The organism is Acinetobacter sp. YH12098 (assembly GCF_013419235.1).
Classification (GTDB): domain Bacteria; phylum Pseudomonadota; class Gammaproteobacteria; order Pseudomonadales; family Moraxellaceae; genus Acinetobacter; species Acinetobacter amyesii.
Genome location: NZ_VPAO01000067.1, coordinates 1 through 7,888 on the forward strand (window position 1 = coordinate 1; position 7,888 = coordinate 7,888).

The window sequence follows — 7,888 nt, forward strand, 5'->3', positions numbered from 1 at the left end:
ATCGTTTGAAGGATAAAAAAAGAATTGGGATTCAGCCCCAGGTTGAAACTTAATACGAGATCAAAGGGGTCAATTTTACTTTGCCATTTGAAAGGTAAAAGGGGTCAATTTTAGAATGCCGTTGACAGCATGGCTATGTGTTCTGCTTTGGGGTGCAGTGACGCTGCATAAACGGATGGAATATTGGTTGTTCAATAACTATGAAATGTAAAGAACACATAATAATCCGAATATGTGATGATTGCGGGGATGGTCATAGGTTTATGATTTTTAAAAATAATTTCGTATAGCGTGCAGTATATTGATTTTAGGGAAAATAACTAATTTAATTGAGATTTTTAATGGATCTTTATCATCAAAGAGCTGTTTTACTTGGATGAAGCCTAACATTTTTAATAGAAATTATTTTATATGTATTTTTCTCAAGCCTTATACAAAGGATGGTAGATCAGGAATATGAGAATGGGAGCTTTAAAATTGGTGAAATTTGCTATCTCAGTGATGAAATCTTTTTAAGAATATCTACAGGAGCATATACATCTATAGCCAGCTATTATTTTTTAGTTGGTGGTTTGAAGTGCAAAAACCTTGTTAGGCTCTATTTCCCATTTAATAAGCAATTTCCAAGTTTTATAAAAACAATAGATAGAACAAAATGTTATCGAGCTGAATATATAGAAGCAAATATCTTATTCTGTAAGATGAGAAGGATATATCAATTAATTGATTTTAAATATTTTGTTTCATAATTTTATGCTGTTTGCTCTATAGCTTCTAAATGGGTATTTCTATGAAATACGCCATTTGTTTATTGATTTAACATCAGGCTGTGATGCGAAATATAAATGTTAGAAACCATTAAAAGCGCCCTGATAAGACAGAAAATGCTGTTCATTTCTTTGAGAAATTGTATGCCCATAAGTACAAGTATCTAAGCCATTAAAAAGCAGTGCGGACACTGCTTATTAATTCATTTAGAATGTGTTACTCAAGCAATCACTTCTGAATAAAGAGATTTGATGGAGCCCTATCTCAATCAAAAACTTAGTTTTTGCTGGTTTTTAAGCTCTGAGTTAAACCGTTAATATCGCCACCTTGGATACCAAGCTCACTCATCAAGCTATCAATCAGTGGGGCCTGGCTGCGGTAGCGTAGGGCACTATTCACCACTTGGTCTGACAAGGCAACATTACCGCTGCCTTCGTGGTGAGCATCACCTTGGCAAGAACCTGCATGACCACCATTTAGGCCATTCACTTGCAAAATCTTAATGTCATCAATGTTTTCCATTGGTTTCACACTTTCGCGAATGATTTCAGGTAAGTATTTCAGCATCGCTAAACGAATTTGCATTTCAACCTGTTCAGATGACAATACGTTGTTTGCTTCGTTCACTGCACGTGTACCTTCAGCATCAACTTGGTATTGTTTTTCCATCGCCTGAGCCAAGAGAACTTTTGCGTCAGCTTCACCTTTGGCTTTTAAGCGAACTTTTTCAGCTTCGGCTTCAGCTGCAATACGGATAGCTTCTGCATCATCTGCTGCTGCTTGTTTACCTGCTTCTGCCGCGACAGTAATGGCAATCGCATCTTTCTCCGCTTTTTCTTTCGCAGAGACCAATTCAACAGCTTTTTGACGTTCAGCTTGTTGGATTTGACGAACGGTAATGACTTCTTCTTCGGCTTTTACCGCTTGAGCACGGGCTTGATCGGCATGCGCTTTAGCTTCAGATTCAGCACGAGATTTTTCTGCAATAGCAATGGCACGGTCTTGCTCAGCCAACTCAATGGTTTTCTTTTGTTCCACTTGGGCTTGCTGAATAATTTGTGACTTTTGAATATTTTGATTTTCAACGTCACGTGCAGCAGTAATACGCTTTAAGTCAACTTCACGTTCAGCAGCAATACGCGCTTCTTCGGCTTCACGTTTTTTAGCAGCTTCTTGTGATGCAATTTCTGCAAGCTGTTCTGCACGACGGATTGAAATTTCACGTTCTTGTTGCAGTTTTGCATATTCTTCTTCACGCAAAATTTGTAGACGTGCTTGTTCTGCTTCTAAGTTCTTGGTCTTAATCGCAAGATCTGCATCTTGTTCAATCGCATTACGTTTACGACGACGGTCTTCAATGGTTTCCGTCAGTTTAGTTAAACCTTCAGCATCGAACGCATTTTGTGGGTTGAAGTATTTAAAGCCAGTTTGGTCTAAGCCAGTTAATGAAACGGTTTCAAGTTCCAAACCGTTTTTATGTAAATCTTCAGACACCACTTGCTGAACTTTTTGTACGAAGTCGACACGTTTTTCATGCAACTCTTCCATCGCCATTTCTGCGGCAACTGCACGCAATGAGTCAACAAATTTACCTTCAACCAAATTCTTAAGTTCATTCGGTGACATGGTCTTTTGACCTAAAGTCTGTGCTGCTGTAGCAATCGAATCGGCTGTCGGTTTAACACGGACATAGAACTCCGCCATCACGTCGACACGCATACGGTCACGTGTAATCAGCGCTTGGTCATCTGCACGGCGTACTTCAAGACGTAGGGTGTTCATATTGACTGGGATAATTTCATGCAGCACCGGAAGCACAATAGCACCGCCACCTAAAATCACTTTTTCACCGCCGAAGCCTGTACGCACAAATGAAATTTCTTTACTTGAGCGACGATAAAGTCGAGCAATAATAAAACCAATAAAAATAAGTGCGGCAAAAATTATCCCGACTGAAACAAGGATACCGCTTGGAATAATGTCTAACATGGACGTTTATCTCTTTTGTTGTAGTTCAAGTTAACCCTCTAAAGTGCTAACAAGTTTGGTTTAAAAATCAGTATTTTGTTGACTCATCATGACTTCGAGATTTGCTGAACTTATGACGCGTTAAATGTATTTATATGGTGTTAAAAGAACTGATCGAGCATCAATTCATTCAAAATTTAGAGCATGGTGGCTTGAAAGCCTACATTTGTTTTTTGGGTTAAAACCACTGATTGACCTTGGCTGAAAATTTCATCTTGTTCAGGTTCAACCAAAATATAATGGGTCAATCCGTGTTGATCTTTGACTTTGGCTTGAGCAGGAGACTGTGGTCGTGCATCACCCAAAATGATCGTGGCCGTTCTACCGATCAATTCATCACTATAAATGGCGGTTGTTTCATCTTGCGGTAAAATACGGGCAATGAGCATTGCGCTAAAACGTACGAAGGGCATGCACAGAAAAATACAGGCTGGTGCAATAATCCATGCACTGAACATCATACTGGTCATTTGGTTAACGATGGCTTGAATAGCAAAGCCCAACAAACTATAGACACATAAGAAAATGATGAGCCATACAAACAGTGGAATACGACCCAAATACAACCAATCGAGCACACGTGTCACGATACCTGCATCGGCATCTACACCTAGCTCTGCATTATGACCAACATCCTCAGGTAGGAATTGATCTAAGAAGCCTTGAGAACCCCCCCCTAAAATTGTTAACACAATCTCAAAAAGTCCAAACAAGAACATTAAGCAGAGACTGATGCTAAACACGATATTAGACGGGTGAGTAAACAATTCCCACATTATATTTATCTCTATATTTATGCTTATAAAAAATCAAAAAAAATAATTCTGGCTGAATTTTTTTCAGTAAATAAAATAACATTATCTGTCGAAATTGTGTAAAAAAATTACAGATCAGATTAACAAAAAGTCGGCTTTTATGTGAGCTATTACTAAGTTTTTCTTCAAAAATAGTTTATCAGTTAATTTGGATGAACTAAATCCAAAGAGGATGGCGAATCTACGTTTATACATTTAAGATTTAAGTCATTGTGATCAATCAAATTTTCAGTCTAATTGCAGATATATAAGTGGTCGTGCTCAAGGGAGAGAAATGGCCTGTTAAACGGCACAGAAAACAATGTTAGGAAATGTAAATTTATAAGCGTCACAGCAGTGCTGAGGGCTTTGCCGTGACTTTCGATGTCATATGAAGATTTGAACTGGCGTTCAATAGAGCGCTTTTTAGTAAGCTTTAACCCTTTTTTATAACAATGAAGTTTGAATGCGTACTTTCATATCTAAAGCCGCTTGAACAATAAAGGTTTTCATCCACTTCACTTGTTCGCCCATCGGATTGGTTTTAATCGCAGTGTCTAAAAAGCCCATGCTTTCAAGTTGAAACAATTGTTTTTCGATCTCTTCTTCTAACTGGGTGCTATTGGCTGCGAGCGGGAAATGGATTAAGTGAAATGCTTTGGGAAAATTATAAAAAGCATAGAGCAGATTAAATGCACGTTGATCGGCCTTTAAATTGCCTGCGCCAATTTCGTAGCCCCGATCTTGGTTACTATGAGTCACCCCAATCAAAAACTCGAGTTTATTGTCCAAAAGTCGTAGGCCGAACTGAAGGCCAATTTGGTCAGCACTCAGCTCATGTTGGATAAAGTTATTCAGCGGGCTGCCGTCATCATTTAAGGCTTCTTGGAGCACGAGCATGTGTGAAGAATGCTGATAAATATAGCCAGCAAGACCTGCTGCTTCTATCAGCGACTTTAAGGTTTCAAGCGTGTAGTGACTATATGGCATATCAATAACTGTTGGAGAGTGATATAGCTACTTTAGGTAGTTTGAGCGAGTTTGAATACCGATTGTTTAGAGGATTTAGCGATTAGTTAATTGATAAAAAATTGCGTAAAATTACGGATCTCGGACTAGAATAATAATGAAATTGATAAGTCTATCGTATTAAATTAATTAAAATTGATAAGCAGTATCAGACAATTTGTATATGACGAATAAGAATATCAATATCACAAAACAAGCAATCGTTATGAAAGCTTAATCACTATAATGTATATATATCTTTAAAAGTGTAATAAGTACACATATTCTAAGCTGGTGTTGTCCATGTCATTAAATGAGGAAAGACTTACTCATCTTAAACAGCTTGAAGCTGAGAGTATTCATATCATCCGTGAAGTTGCTGCTGAGTTCGAAAACCCAGTCATGTTGTATTCAATCGGTAAAGATTCAGCGGTCATGCTGCATCTTGCTTTAAAAGCATTCTATCCTGCCAAACTTCCATTCCCACTACTGCATGTAGACACGGGTTGGAAATTTAAAGACATGATTACTTTCCGTGACAACATGGCAAAAGAGCATGGCTTTGATTTAATCGTGCATCAAAACAAAGAAGGTAAAGACGCAGGCGTGAATCCGTTCGATTACGGCAGCTCAAAATATACTGATATCATGAAAACTCAAGGCTTAAAACAAGCGCTTGATAAATATCAGTTTGATGCTGCTTTCGGTGGTGCGCGCCGTGACGAAGAGAAATCTCGTGCCAAAGAGCGTGTTTACTCATTCCGTGATACTAAACACCGTTGGGACCCTAAAAACCAACGTCCTGAACTTTGGAATCTTTACAACGGTAAAGTGAACAAAGGCGAAAGTATTCGTGTGTTCCCATTGTCTAACTGGACTGAGTTGGATATTTGGCAATACATCTACCTCGAAAATATTAAATTGGTTCCTTTGTACTTGGCTGCTGAACGTCCAGTGGTTGAGCGTAACGGTACTCTGATCATGGTTGATGATGAGCGTATGCGTTTGAACGAAGGTGAAGTGCCACAAATGAAATCGGTGCGTTTCCGTACCTTAGGTTGTTACCCACTTACAGGTGCGGTTGAATCAACTGCAACAACTTTACCGGAAATTATCCAAGAGATGCTTTTAGCCACAACATCTGAACGTCAAGGCCGTATGATCGACCATGACGAAGCAGGTTCGATGGAAAAGAAAAAGCAGGAAGGTTACTTCTAAGAATCTTAAGAAATCTCCCCCTAACCCCCTCTGTACTAAAGAGGGGGAACTCCCGAGAAAGAACGGAGTAAAGTCTCCCTTTTTTAAAGGGAGATTTAGAGGGATTAAAAAGATTCAGAAACCGATTTCAAAAGAATATGTGGAGTTTTGAGCAATGTCTCATCAATCAGATTTAATTAGCCAAGACATCTTGGCGTATTTAAAACAACACGAAAATAAAGACCTTCTACGTTTCCTCACTTGCGGTAACGTGGATGATGGTAAATCGACTCTAATTGGTCGTTTACTTTACGATTCAAAATTGATTTATGAAGATCAATTGCAAGCCGTGACTCGTGACTCTAAAAAAGTCGGTACTACGGGTGATGCGCCTGACTTGGCTTTACTTGTCGATGGTCTGCAAGCGGAACGTGAGCAGGGTATTACCATTGACGTGGCTTACCGTTATTTCTCTACAGAAAAACGTAAGTTCATCATTGCTGACACCCCAGGGCATGAGCAGTACACACGTAACATGGCAACTGGTGCGTCGACTGCCGACCTTGCGATCATCTTGATTGATGCGCGTTATGGCGTTCAAACGCAAACTCGTCGTCACTCATTTATTGCGAGTCTTTTGGGTATTCGTAATATCGTGGTTGCAGTGAACAAAATGGACTTGGTTGAATTCTCTGAAGCGCGCTTTAATGAAATTCAAGCAGAGTACAACGAGTTCGTAAACCAATTGGGCGACCGTAAACCTGCGAACATTATCTTCACGCCTATTTCTGCGTTGAATGGTGATAACGTTGTAAACAAATCGCCAAATACGCCGTGGTACCAAGGTCAGACTTTAATGGAGACTTTGGAAACTGTTGAAATTTCGCATGATACGAGCAAGCACGAATTCCGTTTCCCTGTTCAATATGTCAACCGTCCGAACCTCGACTTCCGTGGCTTCTGCGGTACGATTGCACTTGGTGAAGTAAAAGTTGGCGATACCATTACTGCATTACCATCTGGTAAGTCTTCGACTGTTAAAGAAATCGTGACTTTTGACGGTAACTTAGACCATGCTGTTGCAGGTCAAGCGGTAACACTTACGCTAAATGATGAAATTGATATTTCACGTGGTAACGTGTTGGTAAAAGCGGGCGAACAGCCGTTAATTTCACGTTCTGCACGTGCCTCTGTGGTATGGATGACAGATGCGCCTTTAGTAGTTGGCAAACTGTATAATGTGAAGTTTGGTACACAAACTATTCCTGCGAAAGTAGCTAAAATTAACTACCGTACCAATGTAAACACATTGGAAAAAACGGAAGTTGAACAGCTTGAATTGAATGCGATTGCAGATGTAACGATTGAGTTTGATGCGCCAGTGGTATTTGACCGTTATCAAGACAGCCGTTACACAGGTTCATTCATCTTTATTGACCGTTTAAGCAACGTGACTGTTGGTGCGGGTATGGTTGAGTCTGCAGTGGAATGGACTGCACACAACGAGCCTGTAACTGCTGAAGCGCGTGCTGCACGTTTAGGTCAAAAACCTGCTGCGGTAACTGTGACTGCAAAAGCGCTTGAAAATGCGCAAGCGATTGAAAGCTTGTTGATTCAACAAGGTGTGGTTGCGATTGCGAAAGCGGGTCTTTCTGCTGATCAAGTTGCGCTGGTTCGTGAAACTGGTGTGGTTGTGATTACAGATGCGACCGAAGGCACTGATGTGACTTATGCCTTCGATGCTGCTGAAGAAGTTGCTGAGAAAATTGTTGAGTTGGTTCGTCTGTAATAGATTGAATTGATTTAAAAAAGACCCGCTGATAAGCGGGTTTTTTTATAAAAAGGATATAAATTGAATAATTTAAGTTGATTTTATTTTAAGTATCCCAATAAAAAGAAATAGAAAAAATTCATGGATGATTTGATGACAGTACCACTTAACCCATATTTATATCATATTGCGCACATTAGATTTCTTTCATAAGTCATTTTTCACTCAGCTCCAAGTTATAAATTCCAGCAATTAGATTGAATCTTAATGCTAGTCTTTTGCCTCGATTGCGATATCGCTCAGCAAGAATTTTGAAGGTTTT

5 protein-coding genes and 1 pseudogene are annotated in these 7,888 nt (G+C 39.5%); 2 read left to right on the plus strand and 4 right to left on the minus strand.

The window, feature by feature from the left end:
• Positions 1 to 1,044 precede the first annotated feature (1,044 nt).
• From FTU38_RS16125 to FTU38_RS16135, 3 genes are all read right to left on the minus strand, one after another.
• Positions 1,045 to 2,757, minus strand: coding sequence for a flotillin family protein (locus tag FTU38_RS16125; protein ID WP_168379214.1), 1,713 nt, complete (start codon positions 2,755 to 2,757; stop codon positions 1,045 to 1,047).
• A gap of 176 nt (positions 2,758 to 2,933) precedes the next feature.
• The gene (locus tag FTU38_RS16130; protein ID WP_180007473.1) at positions 2,934 to 3,572 is read right to left on the minus strand and encodes a YqiJ family protein; all 639 of its coding nucleotides are present in this window, start codon (positions 3,570 to 3,572) and stop codon (positions 2,934 to 2,936) included.
• 465 nt (positions 3,573 to 4,037) lie between these two features.
• A complete protein-coding gene (locus tag FTU38_RS16135; RefSeq protein WP_111884395.1) occupies positions 4,038 to 4,580 on the minus strand; it encodes a hypothetical protein in 543 nt (180 codons plus the stop codon).
• A gap of 321 nt (positions 4,581 to 4,901) precedes the next feature.
• On the opposite strand from FTU38_RS16135, the gene cysD reads away from it, so the two are divergent.
• On the plus strand, positions 4,902 to 5,816 hold the full coding sequence (gene cysD, locus FTU38_RS16140; RefSeq protein ID WP_078189893.1) for a sulfate adenylyltransferase subunit CysD: 915 nt from the start codon (positions 4,902 to 4,904) through the stop codon (positions 5,814 to 5,816).
• A gap of 154 nt (positions 5,817 to 5,970) precedes the next feature.
• Complete coding sequence (cysN, locus tag FTU38_RS16145) at positions 5,971 to 7,584, plus strand: sulfate adenylyltransferase subunit CysN (RefSeq protein WP_180111857.1); 1,614 nt, start codon at positions 5,971 to 5,973, stop codon at positions 7,582 to 7,584.
• Between the two features lie 196 nt (positions 7,585 to 7,780).
• Here cysN and FTU38_RS16150 read toward each other — a convergent pair.
• Positions 7,781 to 7,888: pseudogene (locus tag FTU38_RS16150) on the minus strand (IS5/IS1182 family transposase); the annotation flags it as partial.